At 56.0% G+C, this 21,660-nt stretch carries 19 protein-coding genes; 9 read left to right on the plus strand and 10 right to left on the minus strand.

What is annotated here, in order from left to right; genetic code table 11:
* Positions 1 to 38: 38 nt before the first annotated feature.
* Positions 39 to 500, minus strand: coding sequence for a multidrug/biocide efflux PACE transporter (locus JLG71_RS04800; RefSeq protein ID WP_025107400.1), 462 nt, complete (start codon positions 498 to 500; stop codon positions 39 to 41).
* Positions 501 to 596: 96 nt separating this feature from the next.
* Here JLG71_RS04800 and JLG71_RS04805 point away from each other — a divergent pair, with 96 nt between their 5' ends.
* The 3 genes from JLG71_RS04805 (at position 597) to JLG71_RS04815 (ending at position 3,717) form a co-directional block, all read left to right on the plus strand.
* Complete coding sequence (locus JLG71_RS04805) at positions 597 to 1,469, plus strand: LysR family transcriptional regulator (protein ID WP_200913999.1); 873 nt, start codon at positions 597 to 599, stop codon at positions 1,467 to 1,469.
* A gap of 130 nt (positions 1,470 to 1,599) precedes the next feature.
* Positions 1,600 to 2,778, plus strand: a complete 1,179-nt coding sequence (locus JLG71_RS04810) for an acetyl-CoA C-acetyltransferase (RefSeq protein ID WP_014226690.1) — start codon at positions 1,600 to 1,602, stop codon at positions 2,776 to 2,778.
* A gap of 243 nt (positions 2,779 to 3,021) precedes the next feature.
* Positions 3,022 to 3,717: a porin gene (locus JLG71_RS04815; protein ID WP_032720124.1), complete on the plus strand. Its 696-nt coding sequence runs from the start codon at positions 3,022 to 3,024 to the stop codon at positions 3,715 to 3,717.
* A 216-nt stretch (positions 3,718 to 3,933) separates the two neighbouring features.
* On the opposite strand, the gene JLG71_RS04820 is transcribed toward JLG71_RS04815, so the two are convergent.
* Positions 3,934 to 5,109, minus strand: a complete 1,176-nt coding sequence (locus JLG71_RS04820) for an oligogalacturonate lyase family protein (protein WP_049083396.1) — start codon at positions 5,107 to 5,109, stop codon at positions 3,934 to 3,936.
* Positions 5,110 to 5,651: 542 nt separating this feature from the next.
* Between JLG71_RS04820 and kduD the strand changes: the two genes are divergently transcribed.
* Positions 5,652 to 6,413 carry a 2-dehydro-3-deoxy-D-gluconate 5-dehydrogenase KduD gene (gene kduD / locus JLG71_RS04825; RefSeq protein ID WP_004124661.1) on the plus strand — a complete coding sequence of 254 codons (762 nt, stop codon included), beginning with the start codon at positions 5,652 to 5,654 and terminating at the stop codon, positions 6,411 to 6,413.
* A 311-nt stretch (positions 6,414 to 6,724) separates the two neighbouring features.
* Complete coding sequence (gene araE, locus JLG71_RS04830; protein WP_014226687.1) at positions 6,725 to 8,143, plus strand: arabinose-proton symporter AraE; 1,419 nt, start codon at positions 6,725 to 6,727, stop codon at positions 8,141 to 8,143.
* Here araE and JLG71_RS04835 read toward each other — a convergent pair whose 3' ends face one another.
* Positions 8,144 to 9,139, minus strand: coding sequence for a LacI family DNA-binding transcriptional regulator (locus JLG71_RS04835; RefSeq protein ID WP_048260335.1), 996 nt, complete (start codon positions 9,137 to 9,139; stop codon positions 8,144 to 8,146). It lies immediately after the preceding gene.
* A 240-nt stretch (positions 9,140 to 9,379) separates the two neighbouring features.
* On the opposite strand from JLG71_RS04835, the gene JLG71_RS04840 reads away from it, so the two are divergent.
* The 3 genes from JLG71_RS04840 to JLG71_RS04850 all read left to right on the plus strand — a co-directional run bounded on the left by JLG71_RS04840 (position 9,380) and on the right by JLG71_RS04850 (position 13,542).
* Positions 9,380 to 10,621 (plus strand): MFS transporter, encoded by a 1,242-nt coding sequence (locus JLG71_RS04840; protein WP_014226685.1) that lies wholly within the window; start codon positions 9,380 to 9,382, stop codon positions 10,619 to 10,621.
* Positions 10,622 to 10,639: 18 nt separating this feature from the next.
* Positions 10,640 to 12,073: a glycoside hydrolase family 32 protein gene (locus tag JLG71_RS04845; protein ID WP_049078706.1), complete on the plus strand. Its 1,434-nt coding sequence runs from the start codon at positions 10,640 to 10,642 to the stop codon at positions 12,071 to 12,073.
* 122 nt (positions 12,074 to 12,195) lie between these two features.
* Positions 12,196 to 13,542 (plus strand): carbohydrate porin, encoded by a 1,347-nt coding sequence (locus JLG71_RS04850; protein ID WP_049078707.1) that lies wholly within the window; start codon positions 12,196 to 12,198, stop codon positions 13,540 to 13,542.
* Positions 13,543 to 13,652: 110 nt separating this feature from the next.
* On the opposite strand, the gene JLG71_RS04855 is transcribed toward JLG71_RS04850, so the two are convergent.
* The 6 genes from JLG71_RS04855 to JLG71_RS04880 form a co-directional block, all read right to left on the minus strand.
* Entirely contained in the window at positions 13,653 to 14,780 is a 1,128-nt protein-coding gene (locus JLG71_RS04855; protein WP_077265696.1) for an oligogalacturonate lyase family protein, read from the minus strand.
* Positions 14,781 to 14,850: 70 nt separating this feature from the next.
* Positions 14,851 to 16,137, minus strand: coding sequence for an ABC transporter substrate-binding protein (locus JLG71_RS04860; protein WP_004105307.1), 1,287 nt, complete (start codon positions 16,135 to 16,137; stop codon positions 14,851 to 14,853).
* Between the two features lie 16 nt (positions 16,138 to 16,153).
* Positions 16,154 to 17,281, minus strand: a complete 1,128-nt coding sequence (locus tag JLG71_RS04865; RefSeq protein ID WP_014226681.1) for an ABC transporter ATP-binding protein — start codon at positions 17,279 to 17,281, stop codon at positions 16,154 to 16,156.
* A 12-nt stretch (positions 17,282 to 17,293) separates the two neighbouring features.
* Positions 17,294 to 18,196: a carbohydrate ABC transporter permease gene (locus JLG71_RS04870; protein ID WP_014226680.1), complete on the minus strand. Its 903-nt coding sequence runs from the start codon at positions 18,194 to 18,196 to the stop codon at positions 17,294 to 17,296.
* Positions 18,189 to 19,079 carry a carbohydrate ABC transporter permease gene (locus JLG71_RS04875; protein ID WP_014226679.1) on the minus strand — a complete coding sequence of 297 codons (891 nt, stop codon included), beginning with the start codon at positions 19,077 to 19,079 and terminating at the stop codon, positions 18,189 to 18,191. Before JLG71_RS04875 ends, JLG71_RS04870 begins: the two co-directional genes overlap by 8 nt.
* Before the next feature lie 495 nt (positions 19,080 to 19,574).
* Positions 19,575 to 19,901 carry a cupin domain-containing protein gene (locus JLG71_RS04880; RefSeq protein ID WP_004853896.1) on the minus strand — a complete coding sequence of 109 codons (327 nt, stop codon included), beginning with the start codon at positions 19,899 to 19,901 and terminating at the stop codon, positions 19,575 to 19,577.
* 136 nt (positions 19,902 to 20,037) lie between these two features.
* Between JLG71_RS04880 and JLG71_RS04885 the strand changes: the two genes are divergently transcribed.
* Complete coding sequence (locus JLG71_RS04885; RefSeq protein WP_200914303.1) at positions 20,038 to 20,730, plus strand: aspartate/glutamate racemase; 693 nt, start codon at positions 20,038 to 20,040, stop codon at positions 20,728 to 20,730.
* Here the strand turns inward: JLG71_RS04885 and JLG71_RS04890 are convergent.
* A complete protein-coding gene (locus tag JLG71_RS04890) occupies positions 20,717 to 21,643 on the minus strand; it encodes a LysR family transcriptional regulator (protein WP_025107408.1) in 927 nt (308 codons plus the stop codon). The two genes, JLG71_RS04885 and JLG71_RS04890, sit on opposite strands and share 14 nt — an antisense overlap.
* Between the last annotated feature and the right edge of the window lie 17 nt (positions 21,644 to 21,660).

Here is a 21,660-nt window from a genome sequence, read left to right on the forward strand (position 1 = left end):
GCGGAGCGCCCGTTGCCGGCCGGGCGCTTTGCTAAAGATTACTCGCGGGCGGCGATCCGCTGCTGGCGAACCTTGATGACCCGCTCGCGCAGCATATCCCAGACCCAGTTAAAGGCCATGGTGTAGGGCAGGAAGAACAGCATAAAGCCGATTTCCAGCATAAACGCCTGCATCAGCGAAACGCCCAGCACCAGCGCGACCATCGTGACGCCGATAATAATAAAGCCTGACTCGAAGCCGATCGCGTGCAGCGCGCGGACCCGCAGGGTACGGACGACCCGGGTTACCGGCCACAGCCGGTCGAAGAGGGCGTTATAGATAATGTTCCAGACCATCGCCAGCGTCGCGAGCAGGATACTGAGCCCGCCCATTTCAACGACCGAACGCTGCATGAGCCATGCGGCGGTTGGGGCGAGGATCAGCGTCGCCAGACCTTCAAAGCTTATCGCGTGGATTACCCGTTCCGTCAGCGTTTTGCGCTGGGCGTTGACTTGTTGCATGGCTTGTTGCCTCCGGTCTTTATATGAAATTACCCGGCATTTTATGGATAAATATGATAAACAAAAGATAGTATCCATCGATAAAGTAGATAGTTCATGCGCTATTCTCCCGAAGCTTTAACCGCGTTTGTCGAATCCGTGGCCTGCGGTTCATTCTCTGCCGCGGCGCGGCGGCTGCGCAAAAGCCAGTCCACCATCAGCACCGCAATCGCCAACCTGGAAGCCGATCTTGGCGTGACGTTGTTCGATCGCACCTCCAGACAGCCGACGCTCACGCCGCAGGGCGAACAGGTGTTGAGCTACGTGAAGGCGATTCTGGCGGCCAGCGACAGGCTGGATGAGCTGGCCATTTCGCTGTCTGGCAACACCGAAGCGCGTCTGACCTTTGTGCTCTCCGATACGCTGCATCCCGATGTGCTGGAAGATCTGCTGGGGCAGTTCGATCGTCGTTTTCCGCACACCGAATTTGAGTGCCTGATTGGCGAAGACGACGACGTTATCGATCTGCTGCAAAAGGAGCGGGCGCAGGTGGGGCTGATTGAGGCCAGGGACAGCTATCCGACAGAAATAGGCAGTATCCGGCTGCCGATGCAAACCGAAATGGCTATCTTCGTGGCGCCCCGGCACCCGCTGGCGGCCCAGGGCAGCGTCACCCGCGACGAGCTGTTCAGCTGGCGCGAGCTGCGCCTGAGCACCTATCTGGAAAATACGGCGGAACCGGCGCGCGGTCTGGTATGGTCGGCGCCTAACTATCTGCTGCTGTTCAGCATGGCGGCGCAGGGGTTGGGATGGTGTATTTTGCCCAGCGCGCTGGTGGAGGAGTTCGCCGGGAGCGGAAGCCTGGTGGCGCTGGATATTGCCGGCTGGCCGCGGATGATCTCCACCGATTTGCTGTGGAATAAAAAGGCGCCGCCGGGAGAAGCGGGAAGCTGGCTGCGTCAGCATCTGCAGGGGCACGGGCGCGAATAGGGGCCATTTTTGCTATCGCCGACGATCTTTGTGATTCCCCTCACTTTTTTTAAACAATTGCGAAAATTTTTGATAACAATTCACTACTATGATGCTGTTTCTTTGCGCAGAGGCGGAGCAGAGGTAGAGGATGAAAGATGTCGTAATCGTCGGCGCGTTGCGAACGCCAATCGGCTGTTTTCAGGGCGCGCTGTCGCGTCATTCGGCGGTGGAGCTGGGCAGCGTGGTGGTGAAGGCGCTTGTTGAGCGCAGCGGCGTCGATCCGCAAAGTATTGATGAGGTGATCCTCGGCCAGGTGCTGACGGCAGGAACCGGACAGAATCCGGCGCGTCAGTCGGCGATCCGCGGCGGGCTGCCTAATACCGTTTCTGCTATTACCATCAACGACGTCTGCGGTTCCGGACTGAAGGCGCTGCACCTGGCGACCCAGGCGATTCAGTGCGGCGAAGCGGACGTGGTGATCGCCGGCGGGCAGGAGAATATGAGCCGCGCCCCGCACGTGCTGACCGACAGCCGTACCGGCGCCCAGTTGGGCAATAGCCAGCTTATCGACAGCCTTGTCCACGATGGCCTGTGGGATGCGTTTAACGACTACCATATGGGCGTGACGGCGGAGAACCTGGCGCGCGAGTATGGCATCAGCCGTGAACTGCAGGATGCGTGGGCGCTTAGCTCGCAGCACAAAGCGCGGCGGGCGATTGATTCCGGACGCTTTCGCGATGAAATCGTGCCGGTGACCAGCGAACTCAACGGTACTCCGCGCCTGGTGGATACCGATGAGCAGCCGCGCGTCGACCCCAGCGCAGAAGCGCTGGCCAGCCTGCTGCCGACCTTTGACCAGCAGGGCTCGGTCACCGCCGGCAATGCCTCAAGCATTAACGATGGCGCGGCGGCGGTGATGATGATGAGCGAAGCTAAAGCCGAGGAGCTGGGGCTGCCGATTCTGGCGCGGATCCGCGCTTTTGCCAGCGTGGGGGTCGATCCGGCGCTGATGGGGATCGCGCCGGTCCATGCCACCCGTCGCTGCCTTGAACGCGCGGGCTGGAAGCTGGATGAAGTCGATCTTATCGAAGCCAACGAAGCCTTTGCCGCTCAGGCCATTTCGGTGGGCAGGGTACTGGAATGGGACGAGCGGCGGGTGAACGTGAACGGCGGCGCCATTGCGCTGGGCCACCCGATTGGCGCTTCCGGCTGCCGCATTCTGGTTTCCCTGGTGCACGAGATGATTAAACGCGATGCCCGCAAAGGGCTGGCCACGCTATGCATCGGCGGCGGCCAGGGCGTGGCGCTGGCAGTTGAACGCGAATAAGCCCCTTCTGATATATGCGTTAACTGAGCCTCCCTGTGGAGGCTTTTTTTTTGCTTCCCGCCAGGCGTTACCCTGCCAAAAATTCCTTTCTGACGCGCTATTTTGTTGAGCGTTGTCACGTCTTTCTGTGCCACCTTTTTTGAAACAAATATTTACGATCGCGATCACTAAAACATTATTGCCTAAAAAATAAAATACGGTTTTATAAAAACGAAACGATATTTTAATTATGAGGGGTAATTTATGTTCGCAAGATCTCTGGCCCTTGCTGCACTCTGTGGCATGTCTTTCGCGGCTTCAGCCGTCACGGTAGATTTACGTCACGAATTCATTGACGGCGGCAAATCGGATAAGAGCAACGCCGACCGCGTCTCCGTCTCCCATCGTTTCGCTAACGGCTTTGGCTTCTCCGTTGAGGCGAAGTGGAAGTCGGGCGGCGATAACACCAGCCAGCCTTATTCAGATTTCGTCGGTAATGGTCATGAAGAGAGCATTACCTGGCAGTGGAAGGCGAATAAAAACTTCTCGGTCACGCCGGGGTTCAATATTGAAAGTAACGATAGCCGCTCGATCTACAAGCCAAACCTGCGCGTGCAGTACAGCTTCGATAATGGCTTCTACGTCGCCGCCCGCTATCGTTACGACTATACCCGCTACCCGGCGAATGCAGGGAAAGATGATGACAAAGTTAACCGCGGCGATGCATGGGCCGGTTACGTCTTCGGCGACTGGCGTACGGAGCTGAACTACGTTTATGCGCGCAGTACCGAAGGGGTTAAGCGCAACGACAACAAACCGTACTCGCAGGAGTACAACCTCAAGGTTGCCTACAAGCTGGATAAAAACTGGGCGCCGTACGGCGAGCTCGGCAACGTTGGCGTCAACGATCGCAGCGACCGCCAGACCCGTTTCCGCGTAGGTGTTGCCTACTCGTTCTAACTTAAAAAATGTCCTCATCGTTTACCCCGGAGCGGTCAGCCGGGGTTTTCCGTTGGTATGAATCCCTCTTCCCGGAGCGGCGCAATGCGCCCCATCGGCACGGAATGTAGCCCGGATAAGCGCAGCGCGATCCGGGGAAAACGCCGGGCATAAAAAAGCCCTCCGAAAGGAGGGCAAGGCCAGTTACAGAAACACTAACTCAAACAGTGGCTAACGCTATGCCTTCAGCATCTCAGGCTGGGGCGGCAGCTTCGCGATATACACGGCAGGTTTGCCGTCTTTATCGGAGCTGAACAAAATGGCGCTATCGTCCGGCGTAAAGGACGGGTGCGGGTGGGTAACCTGGCGACTATTGGCCACGGTTGCCCAGGAGGTATCGTGACGCGCAACGCGGAAATAGGCCTGCTTCGCGACATCGAAAGCGTACAGATACGGGTCGTTATCAATGGTGTAGCCGCTGGTGTCTTTGACGTCCACCGGGGTACCGGAACCATCGCCAACCAGCATCGTGCCGTCAAAGTTACTCATCAGATGCGAACAGGCCGGCATCTGCATCACCGCTTCATTAACGCCGGTATCCGGGTTGAAGCTGTAGATCGTCCGGCCCTGCTGGCCCTTCAGATAAGAGACGTACACCAGCGCGGAGCCGTTCGGTACCCAGAATTCGTGGGTGCAGCTTTCGCCTTCCGCGTGCTCTTTGACTTTACGCACGTTGCTACCGTCTTCATTTACCATCCACATCCGCGCATCGACCAGGTCATGCGGCCCTTCATGGCAGAAGGCGACGGTATGGTCATCGAACGGACGGTAAATTGGATGGCCCAGCCATTTCTTCTCTTCGTGGATCACGCTGCTTTCGCCGGTTTGCAGGTCGACGCGCAGCAGGCGGCAGTGGGGGCCTTTGTGGAAGAAATCATGGAAGATCTGCCAGTCGTTGAGCGGCGTCCAGTCGCTTTTGGCAATCTCGATGCCAACCAGTTTGGTGCAATCGCTGTTGGCCACCCAGGTACCGTAGCCCACCCAGTCATCGGCGACGCGATACACTTCACGCTCTTGCAGCGTGGTGAGGTTAACCTCCAGCAGCGTACGGTCGTTCTTCACGTAATAAAGGGATTTATCATCCGGAGAAAGGAAACCACCAAACGTGTTATCACCGGCGCCTTCCGTTAGCTGCACCGCCTCGGCCTTTGCGAGGTCCAGCAGATAGTAGTTCCAGTTGCCGTCGAATTCGCCGGCAAACAGCAGGTGGCTGCCATCGTTAAAAAAACACTTCTGATAGAAATAGTTACGATGACAGGTTACTTCCGGTGGGGTTAAGCGGGTGATCTCCGCGCCGGTGTCCGGATCGCGGCTGACGTCATAATTCAGTTTAACCCGCATGCCTTTAGCCATGATGTACTCCTTTTCCTTCCTGAGATGTCGCCCGCCTGCGTTGACCGGCCAGTGGAAGTAGATTTAAAAGATGGGTGTTAATTTATCAAAACATCGTTTCATTATTTGTGATGACGGACGCAATTCGCAACAACTTCTTGCTATAGATCGCGCTTTTTTGCTGACAGTACGGCCGGCATCCCCGCGCTCTTTGTTTTCCTGCCGTTTTTTTTCGATCCGCCGTCTTTTTTTAAAGTTTGAGTAACTCATTGTATTTTATTGAATTAAATAGGAGTTTCACGGTTTATCAATCACCGCTTCGTGATCTGTTTTGCATTTTTAACATTTAACAGTCTTAAAATTGAAACGATGTTTTAATAATAATTGAAAATGACTTTAGCCGGGGCTAAGATGTGCTCACTGTAAAACGGAACTCTGTTTTATTTTTAGAAGGGGCAATCCCTGCGAGTTCTTCAAACCATAAGGGTCTGCACAAGCCGCAGGCTGGACTATCAGAACCTTGCCTGTACCTACACAGGCTCTGAAAGATTAAGGAACCAAGTATGATTCTCGACGCATTCTCCCTGCAGGGCAAAGTAGCCGTGGTGAGCGGTTGTGATACGGGTCTGGGCCAGGGCATGGCGGTGGGCCTGGCGGAAGCCGGTTGCGATATCGTGGGTATCAATATTGTTGAACCGACGGAAACCATTGAGCGCGTCACGGCGCTGGGCCGTCGTTTTCTCAGCCTGACCGCCGATCTGCGCCAGATTGACGGTATACCGCAGCTGCTGGAGCGCGCGGTGGCGGAGTTCGGCCATATCGACATCCTGGTTAACAACGCCGGCCTGATCCGTCGCGAAGACGCGATCGAATTCAGCGAGAAAAACTGGGACGACGTGATGAACCTGAACATTAAGAGCGTGTTCTTTATGTCTCAGGCGGCGGCGAAGCACTTTATTGCCCAGGGGACCGGCGGCAAGATTATCAATATTGCCTCGATGCTCTCTTTCCAGGGCGGGATCCGCGTACCTTCCTACACGGCGTCAAAAAGCGCGGTGATGGGCGTGACTCGTCTGCTGGCGAACGAGTGGGCGAAGCACGGCATCAACGTCAACGCGCTGGCGCCGGGCTATATGGCGACCAACAATACCCAGCAGCTGCGCGCCGACGAACAGCGCAGCAGCGAGATCCTCGACCGTATCCCGGCGGGACGCTGGGGTCTGCCGAGCGACCTGATGGGGCCGGTGGTCTTCCTGGCCTCCAGCGCTTCTGACTACATCAATGGCTACACCGTCGCGGTGGATGGCGGCTGGCTGGCGCGCTAATATTTGCCGCGTTATCAGCGCAAAATGGAACCCTGCTTCGGCAGGGTTTTTTTATGTCTGAATAACAATTGTCCATATGATGAAACTGAAATAGTCCATATGGTTTATTTGTTTTTGAGGTAAGTATCTATATGTAACAGGGGTTGTTGAAGATGAAATGTTTATTTTCTGCTCTTATGAAAGTTGAATGTCCATCACAAAACCATTGCCTGTAGCAACTTAATCCATATCTTTGGCGTGTCCTGCCTGACACCTTACGCCGCCGATCCCGTAGTTTCATCGTATGTCTTACTTCGTCTGGCAGGAAAAAAATGACCACTCTCAGTCACGACTCTACAACCATGCCGCGTACGCAGCGCGATACCCGGCGCATGAATCAGTTTGTCTCCATTGCCGCCGCGGTGGCAGGGTTGCTGTTTGGCCTCGATATCGGGGTGATTGCCGGGGCGCTGCCCTTTATTACCGATCATTTTGTTTTATCCAGCCGCCTGCAGGAGTGGGTGGTGAGCAGCATGATGCTGGGAGCCGCCATCGGCGCGTTATTTAACGGCTGGCTCTCTTTCCGCCTCGGGCGCAAATACAGCCTGATGGTGGGGGCGGTGCTGTTCGTTGCCGGTTCCGTGGGCTCCGCATTTGCGACCAGCGTCGAAATGCTGCTGGTGGCAAGGATCGTTCTCGGGGTCGCCGTGGGGATCGCCTCTTATACCGCGCCGCTGTACCTGTCGGAAATGGCGAGCGAAAACGTGCGCGGCAAGATGATCAGCATGTATCAGCTGATGGTGACGCTGGGTATCGTGATGGCGTTTCTCTCCGACACCGCGTTCAGCTATAGCGGCAACTGGCGGGCGATGCTTGGCGTACTGGCGCTGCCGGCGGTGGTGCTGATTATTCTGGTGATCTTCCTGCCGAACAGCCCGCGCTGGCTGGCGGAAAAAGGGCGTCACGTGGAAGCGGAAGAGGTGCTGCGGATGCTGCGCGACACGTCAGAAAAAGCCCGTGACGAGCTCAACGAGATCCGCGAAAGCCTGAAGCTGAAGCAGGGCGGCTGGGCGCTGTTTAAGGTCAACCGCAACGTGCGGCGGGCGGTATTCCTCGGCATGCTGTTGCAGGCGATGCAGCAGTTTACCGGTATGAATATCATCATGTACTACGCGCCGCGCATCTTTAAAATGGCGGGCTTCACCACCACCGAACAGCAGATGGTCGCGACCCTGGTGGTTGGCCTGACCTTTATGTTCGCTACCTTTATCGCCGTCTTTACCGTCGATAAGGCCGGACGTAAGCCGGCGCTGAAAATCGGTTTTAGCGTGATGGCCATCGGCACGCTGGTGCTGGGCTACTGTCTGATGCAGTTTGATAACGGCACCGCCTCCAGCGGTCTCTCCTGGCTGTCGGTGGGGATGACCATGATGTGTATTGCCGGCTATGCGATGAGCGCCGCGCCGGTGGTGTGGATCCTGTGTTCGGAAATTCAGCCGCTGAAGTGCCGCGATTTCGGTATCACCTGCTCAACCACCACCAACTGGGTGTCGAACATGATTATCGGCGCGACCTTCCTGACGCTGCTGGACGCGATCGGCGCGGCAGGAACCTTCTGGCTTTACACCGCGCTGAACGTCGCCTTTATCGGCGTGACGTTCTGGCTGATCCCGGAAACCAAAAACGTCACCCTGGAGCATATTGAACGCAGGCTGATGTCCGGCGAGAAGCTGCGCAATATCGGCAATTAATTACAACGACTCGCGCGGCAGCCACGGGCTGGCTACTTTTACCGTCTCCCGATGGCTGTCGCCGTTAATAATGTGCTGGGCGCTCAGGCGCCCGATATCATAGTGCGGTAGCTGCACCGTTGAGAGCGACGGGAAAAACAGATCGCCAATCCCCACCATATTGTCATAACCCACCACCGCCACATCCTGCGGAATGCGCAGCCCGCGCGCCAGCAGCGTCTGATAGACCATAAACGCGATGCGGTCGTTGCCGCAAATCACCGAGTCGAACTGCGGCTTGTGCTGTTGAATATGGGCCAGCACGACAGCGGGAATATCGCGATAGTGCTCATCGCCGTAGGCCATATAGCAGTGAGCGAGCGTATCCGGGTCAACACCCGCTTCCCGGCAGGCGCGTTCCAGCCCCTGACGGCGGCGGACGGTCGCCAGATGATTCGCCGGCAGATGCAGGCACAGCGGCCGGCGATAGCCCGCGGCCAGTAGAGCCTGCACCGCCGTATACTGACCCTGTTCGTCGTCCGGGATATAGCTGGCCACCGGGTCGTGCAGGCTTTCGCAGTTGGCCAGCACGCAGGGGAGGGTTAACAGCTTGGCCGGTAGCGGTACCTGACGCAGACCCATAGTGGTGTAGATAATGCCGTCCGGACGATGGGAGAGCAGCAGGTCGACGATAGCGTCCGGGCTATCGTCAGAGAACATGTTGACCACGAAGCTGTTCCAGCCGTGCGCTCGCGCGGTCTCTTCGATGGAGAGCGTAATCTCCACCGAAAACGGCGTGGTGACGGTATCCAGCGCCAGTACACCGATGGTGTTTGGCGTCGCGTGAGCGCCGCGGATTTTCTTCGCCGACAGGTCGGGGACGTAGTTGGTCTCTTCGATAGCCGCCTGGACCCGAGCCAGGGTCTCCGGCTTGAGCCTTTCCGGGCTATTAAGCGCCCGGGAGACCGTCATTAGCGAGACATTCGCCAGCTTTGCTACATCCTTCAGAGATGCCATATTAAGTGCTCCACCCTTGCCGCCAGCAGCGGGGTCAACTAAGTTACTGATGTAAAAGGATCATACAATATTCTATCGTACACGTAGCGCGAGCGAAGAAGATGAATATTTGATCGAGATCTCATCTCCTTTATGTTAACGTTAACTTTTGTGATTAACATCATGAATCGCAACAAAACGAAGTGAGTTTCGCTTTTTGTTAACGTTACCATAATAGCATTACTCCAACATGAGAATGTCATGATGAAAGCGCATCACTCTCACAGCTATCCGTTACTCAGTGCGTTACTCTTTTTCTTTTTCGTGACCTGGTCCTCTTCAGGTTCGCTGCTCTCTATCTGGCTACATCAGGAAGTGGGACTTAAGCCGGGGGATACGGGAATTATCTTCTCAGTGCTTTCCGTCTCCGCGCTTTTCGCGCAGGTGTGCTACGGCTTTATTCAGGACAAACTCGGCCTGCGTAAAAATTTGCTCTGGTACATCACCGTACTGCTGATCCTCTCCGGCCCGGCCTATATGGCGTTTGGCTACCTCCTCAAAATTAACGTCTTACTCGGCAGCATCTTCGGCGGGATTTATATCGGACTGACCTTTAACGGCGGTATCGGCGTGCTGGAATCCTACACCGAGCGCGTCGCGCGCCAGAGCCAGTTTGAATTCGGCAAGGCGCGGATGTGGGGCTCGCTGGGCTGGGCGGTGGCGACCTTCTTCGCCGGTTTGTTGTTCAACATTAACCCGCACTTAAACTTCGCGGTGGCCAGCTGCTCCGGACTGGTCTTTTTTTTCCTACTGGCGCGACTGCGGGTCTCTTCCGCGCCGCATGCCATGCAGGAGGCGGTATCCGGCGGTAAAGTCACGCTGGAAGACGCCCTGCGTCTGCTGACCCTGCCGCGCTTTTGGGCGCTGGTCTTCTTCGTCATCGGCACCTGTATCTACGGCGTTTATGACCAGCAGTTCCCGGTCTACTTCTCTTCCCAGTTCCCGACCCTGCAGGAAGGCAACGCGATGTACGGCTACCTGAACTCGTTCCAGGTGTTCCTGGAAGCCGCCGGTATGTTCTGCGCACCGTGGCTGGTTAACCGCGTCGGCGCGAAAAACGGCCTGATCTTCGCCGGAATGGTGATGGCCATGCGTATGGTGGCTTCCGGGCTGGTGGAGGGGCCGCTGCTGATCTCCATCACCAAGCTGCTCCACGCCGTCGAACTGCCGGTACTGCTGGTATCTATCTTTAAATACAACAGCTTAAACTTCGACAAGCGTCTTTCATCCACGCTGTATCTGGTCGGCTTTGCCTGCACCAGCTCGGTTATCGCGACGGTTCTGTCGCCGCTCGCTGGCTATAGCTATGAGAAATACGGCTTCGCCCAGTCCTATCTGATTATGGGACTGCTGGTGTTCTGCACCACCTTTATCTCCATCTTCTTGTTGCGCTCCAGTAAGTCCTCTTCGGACCCGCTAATGCCGCAAACTTCCGCTATCTGAATCAAAAGAGTAATGAATATGACGTATTCAATTTCCCGGGCTGAGCAAGAACTGCAGGCTAAACATGAACAGCTGAACCTGCGCTGGTATCCGCGCTATCACCTGGCCGCCCGTGCGGGCTGGATCAACGATCCCAATGGCCTGGTCTGGTTTGACGGCTGGTACCACGCGTTTTACCAGCACCATCCGTACTCCACCAAATGGGGGCCGATGCACTGGGGTCACGCGCGCAGTAAAGATCTGGTGCACTGGGAGCATCTGCCGGTGGCGCTGGCCCCGGAAGGCCCCGAGGATAAAGACGGCTGCTTCTCCGGCTCCGCGGTGGTGGATGGCGATACGCTGGCATTGATTTATACCGGGCATAAATTTCATGGCGATCCCAGCGATGAAGCCAACCTTTATCAGGTGCAATGTCTGGCTACCAGCCGCGACGGCATTCACTTCGAGCGCCAGGGGATCGTGGTCGACACTCCGCCGGGCATGCACCATTTCCGCGACCCGAAAGTGTGGCGAGAAGGGGACAGCTGGTACATGATCGTTGGCGCTCGCGATGGCGACACCGGCCAGGTGCGGCTGTATCGTTCAGCCGATCTGCGCCAGTGGCAGGATGCCGGCGTCCTTGATGAGGCGGAAAAAGAGATGGGCTACATGTGGGAATGCCCGGACTTCTTCGCCCTCAACGGCAAGCATATTCTGATGTTCTCTCCGCAGGGGCTGGCGGCTAAAGGCTATCAAAACCGCAATCTGTTCCAGAGCGGCTATCTGCTCGGTGAATGGCGGCCGGGGCAGGCGTTTGTGCGTGAGGGCGAGTTTGTGGAAATGGATCACGGCCACGACTTTTATGCCCCGCAAAGCTTCCTCACTCCCGATGGCCGCCGCATTGTCATCGGCTGGCTGGATATGTGGGAGTCGCCGCTGCCGGAGCAGCAGGACGGCTGGGCAGGCATGCTGTCGCTGCCGCGTGAACTGAGCCTGAGCGCGGATAATCGACTGCAGATGCGTCCGGCGAAAGAGGTCGAGAGCATGCGCGGCGCCAGCTTCCCGTGGCCGGTGACGACCCTGAAAAACCAGCAGACCACGATGGTGGAGAACTGCGAAGCGATGGAGGTGATCCTGCACTGGGATGGCCTGAACAGCAGCGCCGAGCAGTATGGCCTCAGCTTCGGCGAAGGTCTGCGCGTTTACGTGGATGCGCAGATGCAGCGCCTGGTGCTCGAGCGGCACTATCCGCAGTATGGCCTGTGCGGCACCCGCAGCGTCCCGTTGAACGAAAGCGCCGATCTGCAGCTAAGGATATTCTTCGATAGCTCTTCCGTCGAAGTGTTTGTTAATGATGGCGAGGCCTGTCTTAGCAGTCGTATATATCCGGATGCCGATCGTCGCGAATTGGCTTTATTTGCCTGGAGCGGTTCGGCTTATTTAACCGAAGCCGGCGCCTGGCAGCTGGAATAAGTTTTACTGAATAGTTGTTAATAACCCGTCTTCGAGGATGGGCGGGTTATTATTGTCACTGTCGTCGAGCTTTACCCATAAATAAAAAATACTATTTAACTAAATAATAAAGGGTTATTCCGATGAATAAAATCTGGGTCGGGTGTGTTCTGACGTCTTTATTTACCCCTCTGGCTAATGCTCAGGCGCCGTTATCCCTTGAGGAGCGGCTGGCGCAAATGGAACAACGGCTAAAGGCGACAGAGCAGCGGGCGGCCAGCGCGGAGGCGGAAATCCGCGCGCTAAAAAAACAGGAGGCACAAGCGACGACGGTGGCCAGCGCCGCACCGGCTAAACCCGCTTTACAACTTAATGATTATGGTGAATTAAAATTCTATGGCGACGTTGAGTTTAATATGGACGGCGCCAGCCGCACCGGTAGCCTGACGTCGGTGAAAACCAGCGCCAATAAAAACTGGGCGCCGGGAGATAAAGAGCGCTGGGATATTAACGGCCGTATTCTTCTGGGCTTTGATGGATTACGCAAAGGGGCTAACGGTAAATATGCCGGATTCAGCGTGCAGCCGCTGGCGGATATGAACGGTAAAATGAATCTTGATGATGCAGCCTTTTTCTTCGGTCAGCAGGACGACTGGAAAATTAAAATCGGTCGCTTCGAAGCCTACGATATGTTCCCGCTTAATCAGGATACGTTTGTTGAATATTCCGGCAACACGGCGAACGATCTGTATAGCGACGGCTACGGCTATATTTATATGATGAAAGAGGGGCGCGGACGCAGCAGCAGCGGCGGCAACTTCCTGCTGAGTAAAAATCTCGATAACTGGTATTTTGAGGTGAATACGCTGGTGGAGGACGGCAGCTCGCTGTTCGTGGACCAGAATTATCACGGCAACGCGCTGGATAACCGTAAAAATGTGGTTTACGTGCGTCCGGTCGCGGCCTGGCAATCCGGCGCCTGGTCGGTGGCGGCGGCGATGGAGAGTAACCTCGTTAATAATGCTTACGGTTATGAGAATCAGAATGGACGTTGGGTCGATCAGTCCAGCCGCACCGGCTACGGCATGACGATGAGCTGGAACACGCTGAAAACCGATGCCGAGGACGGGGCGGTGGTGAACTTAAGCACCGCGTATCTGGACGCGGCGGACGAAAAGGATTTCAGCGCCGGTATCAATGCGTTATGGCATCGCGTGGAGCTGGGCTATATCTATGCGCATAACAAAATCGACCAGTTTAATATGTCCGGCGTCAACGCGGAGTGCGATAGCGACTGCGCGATTCTGGCGCCGGGGCGCTACGACATTCACACCATTCATACCTCATGGCATCTGCCGAATATTATGGATATGCCGAACTTTAATATTTATCTCGGAGCCTATGCGTCATGGCTCGATTCATCGGCAGCGAAAAGCGGCAATACCGATGAACGCTACGGCGCGCGGGTGCGGTTTAAATATTTCTTCTGACGGTCTTCCCGGGTCGCGGCGTAAACGCCTTACCCGGGCTACTGGATCGCAGACGGCTGTGAACATGTAGCCCGGCTAAGCACCGCGCGAGCCGGGACGTTGCCGAATCACTACACCTCCGCCAGATACAGCGCCGGCATACCCTCTTTATCGGAGGTAAACAGCACCCAGCGGTTATCCGGTGAAAATGACGGATGCGGATGCGTCGCCTGGCGCTCGCCTTCAATCACTTTCCAGGTGGAGTCGTGGCGGCACACCGCAGTCTGCTTATCGGCGGCAATATCAAACACCCAGATAAACGGATCGTTAAGCTGTATATCGCCGGTGCTGTGCGGCGCGCCGTCGCCGACTACCAGGGTGCCATCGTGATTGCTCATCAGATGTGAGCAGGGAGGAATGGCCATCAGCTGGCGATTTTCCAGCGTTGCCGGGTCGGCGCGATACAGATAGCGGTGCGGATCGTTTTCCTGATGCGCGACATAGTAAAGCGCGGATCCATCCGGCACCCAGAATTCGTGGGTAAAGCTCTCTCCCGACCGGTGCTGGCGAACCTTGCGCATATGGCTGCCGTCAGCGTTGATAAGCCACATTCGGGCATCGATAGCATCGCGCGGGCCTTCGTGGCAGAAGGCGATGGTGCCGTCATCAAACGGGCGGTAAATCGGGTGGCCGAGCCAGCGTTTTTCCTGCAATACCACGCGCTGCTCGCCGCTGCGCAGGTCGATATTAATCAGCCGGCACTCTGGCTCGGTGAAGTAGAATGCGCGGAACTTGCCCCAGTCGGTCAGCGGCTGCCAGTCGCTTTTTTTGATTTCGATACCCACCATCTGGCTGCAATCGCTATTGGCGACCCAGGTCCCGTAGGCCACCCATTGGTCATCCACCTGATACACCACCTGCTCCTCCAGCGAGGCCAGATCCACGCGGCGCAGCTGCTGGTTGTTTTTCACGTACCACAGCGACCGGTCGTCGGCGGAAAGGAAACCGCCAAAGGTGTTATCGCCCGGCCCGTCGGTGAGCTGGGTGGCCTGTTGGCCAGCGATATCGAGTAAATAGTAGTTCCAGTGGCCTTCAAACGCGCCGCCGAAAATCAGCTTGCTGCCGTCCCGGGTAAAGCATTTTTGATAGAAGTAGTTGCGGTGGCAGATAACATGCGGTGGCGTCATCCGGATCACCTGGTGACCGGTTTCGCTGTCCTGCGTATGCAGAAAGCTCAGCGGGATGATTTTGCCTTTCATGATTCATTCACTCCTTGCTAAAAAAATACCCCGCAGCCGGAGCTGCGGGGTAGGGACCGATAACGGGTTGTTAGCGCATCGCGCGGCGCAGGATGCGGTCAGACTGACGCTGGAAGTCAATTGCCGTCTCTTCTACGGTTTTCTGCCCGTAGTCGATGTACTGCAGAGAGGTGCCAAACTGGGCGACGATCTGCGGGTCATCAAAGTATGGCGACACCGAGAGTTTGGCCGGTAGGGACTGCGCCAGGCGCAGACCTGATACCGCCGGATCGTCCTCTTTGATCGCGCCGTTTTCGGTCAGGTATTGCACCGCGACTTTGCTCAGCGGCACGCCGCGCTCAAGTCCCAGCGTCTCAACGCCTTCTTTGCTGTTCAGCAGGAAGTTGATCACCTTCGCCGCCGCTTCCGGATTTTTGGTGGATTTACCAATGGAGAGCATCTGCGCAGGTTTAAAGAACAGACCCGCGTCGGTAGCGCCCGGCAGCATCGGATAGCTGCCCAGCTCCAGCTTCGCCGGCGGCTTCAGGTTGTCGGAGTATTTGTTTATGGTGGAGTTCCACATATAGGTCCCCGCCCACTCGCCCTGAATCCACGGCTTCATTTCATACATATTGCTCTTACCGAACGAGGCATAGTACTTGGTGTCCGGCATGACGTGGCTGTCGATAAGCTTTTTATACATCTGGAAGAATTCGACCCACTGCTCTTTGCTGTAGGAGAATTTCTTGGTTTTTTCGTCGATAGCCGGCTGGTTGTACTTCTGAATCATATATGAATTGAGCAGCGCCAGGGTGTCCTGGTGCTCCAGCACCACCGGGTAATACTGTTTACCCAGCTTGCTCTCAAAGGTTTTACCCGCCGCCATCAGCTCGTCCCAGGTTTTCGGGTACTCGACGCCGGCTTTTTTCCAGGTCTCGTCGTTGAAGTAGAACACGCGCGCGGTGACGGAAATAGGGATACCGTTAAGCTTGCCGTCCACCGTGGTGGTTTGCAGCTCTTTGGCATCAAACTGGCTCAGGTCGATTACGTCCTTCATCTTATTCAGATCGTAGAAGCCTTCGCCGTTTTTCGAGAAGATCGGCAGCCAGTTCCAGTTAGTTTGCATCACGTCCGGCTCCGTGCCGCCGGCGATTTGCGTGGTCAGGCGCGAAAGATGGCCGTCCCAGCCGGTATATTCCGCTTTAACATTAATATCCGGGTTTTGTTTATGAAACTCTTCCAGCGCCTTCAGGGTTACCTGGTGGCGGCCGTTGCCGCCCCACCATGACATACGCAGGTCGACATCCTTCGCCATGGAAGGTAACGCGGTAAGGCCCAAAGTTGCGGAGATTGCGGCGCTTAAAAGCACTTTTTTCATTTTAATACTCCAGGGTTCACAGAGAGATGTTCTGTTCAGTTTTGGCGTCAAAGATATGACACTTGTTGAGATCGAACTTGAAATGCACCGTGCGATGAAGCCCTTTCTCAATCATTGGCTTCGCTTCATCGGACGGCACGCGGGCGGTCAGTTCATAATCGGCAACCTTCAGGTAGACGAAGAATTCATGGCCCATGTTTTCCACCCGCACCATTTCACCGGCGCAGGAGCCTTCAGCAAACGGTTCATCGGAGATGGAGACGAACTCCGGGCGGACGCCAAAGAACACCTGCTGGTTCTTATGGGTCTCGACCTTACTCTGCAATCTGTCGTTTAGCGGCAGCAGCCCGTCGCCAACGGTCAGATGCAGGCGACCCGCTTGCTCAACCAGCTTGCTGGGACGAATATTCATCTCCGGCGCGCCGATAAACCCGGCCACAAACATGTTTTTCGGCTTGTGATAGAGGTTGTCCGGGGTATCCACCTGCATGATATGGCCCAGCTTCATCACGCAGATGCGGTCGCCCATGGTCATCGCCTCGGTCTGATCGTGGGTAACGTACACGGTGGTCGCCGGTTTACCGGATTTCTTCAGCTGCTTATGCAGGTCGGAAATACGGATGCGCATCGAGGCGCGCAGCTTGGCGTCAAGGTTAGAGAGCGGTTCATCGAACAGGAATACATCCGGTTTCTTCACAATCGCGCGGCCAACCGCCACGCGCTGTGCCTGGCCGCCGGAGAGCTGACGCGGCAGGCGGTCCAGCAGCTCTTCCAGCTCAAGGATTTTCGCCGCTTCGTTTACCTGGGCCTCAATCTGATCTTTCGGCAGCTTGCTCAGCTTCAGGCCGAAGGCAAGGTTTTCGCGCACCGTCATATGCGGATAGAGCGCGTAGTTCTGGAAGACCATCGCGATACCGCGCGCTTTTGGCGCGAGGTTATTCACGATTTTTTCGCCAATCCGCACTTCGCCGCCGCTGATGGTTTCCAGACCGGCCAGCATGCGCAGGGTAGTGGATTTGGCGCAGCCGGACGGCCCAACGATAACCATAAACTCGCCGTCCGCGATTTTCAGATCGATACCATGTACCGCTTTGAAGCCGTTGGAGTAGACTTTTTCCAGTTTGTTGAAAATAACTTCAGCCATGATATTTCCCTCTTAACCTTTAATTCCGCTGCTGGTAACGCCCTGTACGAAGTAGCGTTGTGCCAGGAAGAACACGATGATGGACGGCAGAATGGAGATGCTCGCCATTGCCAGAATTTCGTTCCACGGAGCGCCTTCCGTGACGTCGATGGACATTTTCAGCGCCAGCGCGATGGGGTATTTATCCACGCTGTAGACGTAAATCAGCGGACCGATAAAGTCGTTCATGGACCACATGAACTGGAACAGCGCCACCGAGATAATCGCCGGTTTCAGAATCGGCACCACCACGTACCACAGCACCTGAATGGAGTTGCAGCCGTCAATCTGCGCCGCTTCTTCCATGTCGCGCGGAACGCCGCGCAGGAACTGAATCAGCATGAAGACGAAGAACCCCTGAGTGGCGAAGGCCAGCGGCAGGTACAGCGGCAGATAGCTGTTCAGCATGCCCATTTCACGGAACATCAGGTACTGCGGGATCAGCAGTACGGTGCTCGGCAGGAGCATGGTGGTGATCAGCGTGGCGAACCAGAATTTCTTCCACGGGATCTCGAAGCGGGCAAAGCCGTAGGCCACGATGGTGGAGGAGATAATGGTCAGCAGCACTTTCGGGATCACATACTTGAAGGTGTTCAGCATGTAGTGGCCGAAGTTGTACTCGGTGCCGGTTTTCCAGCCGTTGATAAAGCCATCCCATGTCGCGTGGGCAGGCCACAGGCTCAGGGTGGTGAAGATCTCGTGGTTCGGTTTGAACGACGCCGAGAACATCCATACCAGCGGGTAGAGCATCAGCAGGCCGACGAACAGCAGGATCACGTAGCGAATCGAGCGGCTGACTTTTTCACGACGCAGCGTCCGCGCGACTTCACGTTCGGCGATGTCCCTTGCTTCAGAGATTTGTTGGATATCAGCCATTTTTGCCTCCCTTATCGGCGGAGTAGAACACCCAATATTTTGAAGACTTAAACGCAATGGCGGCAAAGACCGCGACCACCAGGAACAGTACCCACGCCAGCGCCGCGCCGTAGCCCATATCGAAGTACTTAAAGGCGGTGTCGTAGATATAGAGCGAGAACAGATAGGTGGAGTAGGTTGGGCCACCGCCGGTGATGACGTACGGGCCGGTAAACTCCTGGAACGCCTGAGTGGTCTGCATGATGAAGTTGAAGAAAATCACCGGCGTGATCAGCGGCACCGTGACCTTCATAAACATCTGCCATTTTGACGCGCCATCGATCATCGCCGCTTCATATTGTGATTGCGGAACGTTCTGCAGCGCCGCAAGGAAGATGACCATCGCCGAACCGAACTGCCAGACGCGCAGCAGGGTGACGGACATCAGGGCCAGCGAGGGCTCGCCGAGCCAGTTGACCGGGTCAAAGCCAAGTACGCCGATAAAGCTGTTCAGCAGGCCGTCGATAGCAAACAGCGCGCGCCACAGAACGGCGATCGCCACCGAGCTACCGAGAATGGACGGGATATAGTAGGCGGTACGGAAAAAACCGATGCCGCGCAGCTTAAAGTTGAGGACAAAAGCGATCCCCAGCGCGAAAGCCAGCTTTAACGGGATGGTTAAAAAGACATACGCAAACGTCACGCCCATTGATTTCCAGAAGAGGCCATCTTCGGTCAGCATGTAGCGATAGTTTTCGATGCCGTTAAACACCGGTGGACTCATCAAATCGTACTCAGTGAAACTGAGGAAGAAAGATGAAACAAAGGGAAAGGCGGTAAAGACTATCAACCCTATGATATAGGGGGATATCCATGCCAATCCCAGCATTCTGTTTTCATTCATACATACCTACCTGGCTTACGAGTTTGTAATACGGATTCGGGGTTACTGCCTTTCCCGCGGCCCGTGCCGCCGGAAAGTTAATGCGTTCCTGGTATGTCAGCGGTAAATCATTCCTTGTTAACGGTGCGTGTGTTGAGCGCTTTTGCGCGCTTGTCGTCCCTGGAGAACATCTGTTTTTTGATTTTGTCTTACCCGGCGTCCTGATTTTGTAAAACGCCGTTTTAATTTTATTTTATTGCTATTTATTACGGAGTCATTCGGTTGATCGCGGAAATGTGATCAAAGTCGAAACGATGTTTCAAAAAGGTGCTGGCGCGCGCATTTTGCAGGAAGCCAGGTCATAGAAAAGGATGAGCGGCAGGCGCAGTGAGGCTATTCAGGCGGGATTAATTGCTCTGCTAATCATTATGCTACGACATACTTTATGACAATTATTATTAGCGGAAAAGTTCAGAAAATGGTGGGCACGCCTGGCATGCCCTGGGGCAGGAGAAATTACTTTTGCAGAAAATCCTGACGAACGGGAGTAAAGGTATCAAGAAGCGTGCCCGGCTTCAGGCAGACGCAGCCGTGCATAATTTCCGGCTTCTTATAGAGCGTATCGCCGGCGCTGACCACGTGCTTTTCATCACCGATGGTGAACTCAAACTCGCCGGAGAGCACATAGGTGAGCTGCTCGTGCGGGTGATTATGCATCGGCCCGATAGCGCCCGCTTCGAAGTTCACTTCAACCGCCATCATCTTGCCATCGTGCGCAAGGATGCGGCGGGTGACGCCATTGCCCAGATCTTCAAGGGTGGTCTCTTTATGAAAAATAAACATCCGCTGGTCCTGTAATTAAATGAAACAATGTTTCATTTAATCTATCGCATAATCTTCTAAAAGGAAACGATCGTCGGGAGAAGTGGAAAGTCGATCACAACTTTGTTTTACTGAAAACCTCACACAAGGAGGGATGATGAAAACGATTGGTCTGTTAGGCGGCATGAGCTGGGAATCGACGATTCCTTACTACCGGCTGATTAACGAAGGTATTAAAGCGCGCCTCGGCGGCCTGCACTCCGCCAGCCTGCTGCTGCACAGCGTGGATTTCCACGAAATTGAAGCCTGCCAGTCAAGCGGCGACTGGCAGCGCGCGGGCGAGATCCTCGCCCAGGCGGCGGCCGGCCTGCAGCAGGCGGGCGCAGAGGGGATTGTCCTGTGTACCAACACTATGCATAAAGTCGCGCAGGCGATTGAAACGCGCTGCGATGTGCCGTTTTTGCATATTGCCGACGCGACCGGACGGGCGATTACCGCGAAAGGGCAGAACCGCGTTGCGCTATTAGGGACCCGCTATACCATGGAGCAGGATTTTTATCGCGGCCGCCTGCAGCAGCAGTTCGCTATCGACACGCTGATCCCGGAGGCTGAAGATCGTGAGCGGATTAACCAGATCATTTTTGATGAACTGTGCCTCGGCGTCTTTAGCGAGCATTCACGCTACTACTATCTTCAGGTCATCGAGCTCCTGGCGGAGCAGGGGGCGGAAGGGGTGATTTTCGGCTGTACCGAAATCGGCCTGCTGGTGCCGGAAGAGAGCAGCCCGCTGCCGGTGTTTGATACGGCCGCGATTCACGCGGCGGACGCGGTGGAGTTTATGCTGTCGTGAGTACCGCTTCGAGCGGCGTCAGGATACGCGACATGCTGTTTTGCAAATGCAGGGCGAAGGCATCGACCAGCGCGGAGCCGGGGCGGTGCAGCGGGCGCACCAGGCTAACGGTAAAAGGCACTTCAACGCTAAAGCGGCGTACCACCACGCCGTTCCCGGCATAATCGAGGGCGGTGAGCGGGTTAACCACCGAAATGCCGACCCCGGCTCTTACCATCGCGCAGATGGAGGCGGCGCTGTGCGTCTCCACCACCATCCGCCGTTTGACCTGATGTTCGACAAACAGGGCATCGAGCAGCTGGCGATAGCTATCGGTGCGCGACAGGCTAATGTAGTTTTCGCCGTGAAAATCCGCAGGCGTCAGCATCGGCTTAGCCGCTAACGGATGGCCCTGCGGCAGTACGCACACTTCATTCAAGGTCAGCAGCGGCGTACGCTCGGTTCCGGCGGGGGTATGCAGGGTTTCCGTCAATCCCAGATCGTGGCGCTGGGCCGACAACCACTCCTCCAGCAGCGGTGATTCCTGGGGGACAATTTGCAGGCTGACGTCCGGGTAGCGCGCTAAAAACGGCGCCAGCAGCAGCGGCAATAGCGATTGGGAGAAGACCGGCAGACAGGCTATCGACAGCTCGCCCTGGCGGAACTCGCGCAGGCTTTCTGCGGCGCTGACGATTCTGTCCAGACCGTACCAGGATCGCTGCACCTCTTCAAACAGACGTAATCCCTGAACCGTAGGCTGCAGGCGCCCGCGCGTGCGGGAGAACAGCGTCAACCCCAGCACCTTTTCAAAACGCGCCAGCTCGCGGCTGACGGTGGGCTGCGAGGTATGCAGCATGCGTGCGGCCTCGGTCAGATTGCCGGTGGTCATCACCGCATGAAAGATTTCAATATGACGCAGGTTGACGGCGGGCATGGGGGTTCCTTAAGTGG

It is taken from the genome of Klebsiella michiganensis (assembly GCF_015139575.1).
Taxonomy (GTDB): domain Bacteria; phylum Pseudomonadota; class Gammaproteobacteria; order Enterobacterales; family Enterobacteriaceae; genus Klebsiella; species Klebsiella michiganensis.

Excerpts from the sequence above, each read along its gene's own strand:
- JLG71_RS04855 (WP_077265696.1), bottom strand. The coding sequence starts at position 14,780 with ATGAAAGGCAAAATCATCCCGCTGAGCTTTCTGCATACGCAGGACAGC.
- JLG71_RS04815 (WP_032720124.1), top strand. The coding sequence starts at position 3,022 with ATGTTCGCAAGATCTCTGGCCCTTGCTGCACTCTGTGGCATGTCTTTC.
- JLG71_RS04845 (WP_049078706.1), top strand. The coding sequence starts at position 10,640 with ATGACGTATTCAATTTCCCGGGCTGAGCAAGAACTGCAGGCTAAACAT.
- JLG71_RS04880 (WP_004853896.1), bottom strand. The coding sequence starts at position 19,901 with ATGTTTATTTTTCATAAAGAGACCACCCTTGAAGATCTGGGCAATGGC.
- kduD (WP_004124661.1), top strand. The coding sequence starts at position 5,652 with ATGATTCTCGACGCATTCTCCCTGCAGGGCAAAGTAGCCGTGGTGAGC.
- JLG71_RS04865 (WP_014226681.1), bottom strand. The coding sequence starts at position 17,281 with ATGGCTGAAGTTATTTTCAACAAACTGGAAAAAGTCTACTCCAACGGC.
- JLG71_RS04875 (WP_014226679.1), bottom strand. The coding sequence starts at position 19,079 with ATGAATGAAAACAGAATGCTGGGATTGGCATGGATATCCCCCTATATC.
- JLG71_RS04885 (WP_200914303.1), top strand. The coding sequence starts at position 20,038 with ATGAAAACGATTGGTCTGTTAGGCGGCATGAGCTGGGAATCGACGATT.
- JLG71_RS04890 (WP_025107408.1), bottom strand. The coding sequence starts at position 21,643 with ATGCCCGCCGTCAACCTGCGTCATATTGAAATCTTTCATGCGGTGATG.
- JLG71_RS04810 (WP_014226690.1), top strand. The coding sequence starts at position 1,600 with ATGAAAGATGTCGTAATCGTCGGCGCGTTGCGAACGCCAATCGGCTGT.
- JLG71_RS04840 (WP_014226685.1), top strand. The coding sequence starts at position 9,380 with ATGATGAAAGCGCATCACTCTCACAGCTATCCGTTACTCAGTGCGTTA.
- JLG71_RS04860 (WP_004105307.1), bottom strand. The coding sequence starts at position 16,137 with ATGAAAAAAGTGCTTTTAAGCGCCGCAATCTCCGCAACTTTGGGCCTT.
- JLG71_RS04805 (WP_200913999.1), top strand. The coding sequence starts at position 597 with ATGCGCTATTCTCCCGAAGCTTTAACCGCGTTTGTCGAATCCGTGGCC.
- araE (WP_014226687.1), top strand. The coding sequence starts at position 6,725 with ATGACCACTCTCAGTCACGACTCTACAACCATGCCGCGTACGCAGCGC.
- JLG71_RS04800 (WP_025107400.1), bottom strand. The coding sequence starts at position 500 with ATGCAACAAGTCAACGCCCAGCGCAAAACGCTGACGGAACGGGTAATC.
- JLG71_RS04850 (WP_049078707.1), top strand. The coding sequence starts at position 12,196 with ATGAATAAAATCTGGGTCGGGTGTGTTCTGACGTCTTTATTTACCCCT.
- JLG71_RS04870 (WP_014226680.1), bottom strand. The coding sequence starts at position 18,196 with ATGGCTGATATCCAACAAATCTCTGAAGCAAGGGACATCGCCGAACGT.
- JLG71_RS04835 (WP_048260335.1), bottom strand. The coding sequence starts at position 9,139 with ATGGCATCTCTGAAGGATGTAGCAAAGCTGGCGAATGTCTCGCTAATG.
- JLG71_RS04820 (WP_049083396.1), bottom strand. The coding sequence starts at position 5,109 with ATGGCTAAAGGCATGCGGGTTAAACTGAATTATGACGTCAGCCGCGAT.